We start from the raw sequence: 336 nt of genomic DNA on the forward strand, positions 1-336 counted from the left end.
CGCTTGTTGTTCGGGCCCTGCGCGCGCGGAGGGCGAGCATCGTCGCCGACCAGATGGGGGCGACCACCGCGACGACCAGCACCACGCGGACGATCCAGAGCATGCCCGAGTAGGGCAGCGCCGGCTCCAGGATGGTGCGCAGCCAGGCCGCGTAGTGATCGATCGCCTCGGGGCCGAAGAAGATCTTCAGGTTCCCGATCATGTGCAGCGTGACGTAGCCGAGCAGCACGACGCCGCTCACCGCCATCACGAACTTCGGCAGCGCACTGGGCGTGCGCGGGCGCAGGGGTGCGGCGGGCTTGGCTCCGCCGCCGGCCCGGGACTTCTCGGACATCG

General features: G+C 70.5%; 1 protein-coding gene. It reads right to left on the reverse strand.

Translation table 11 applies throughout. The annotated features are described in order from the left end of the window. Positions 1–336, reverse strand: a 336-nt coding sequence (locus DBV35_RS29580) for a succinate dehydrogenase/fumarate reductase transmembrane subunit (protein ID WP_281262263.1), incomplete at both ends; no start/stop codon positions are given.

The organism is Acuticoccus kandeliae (assembly GCF_003073115.1).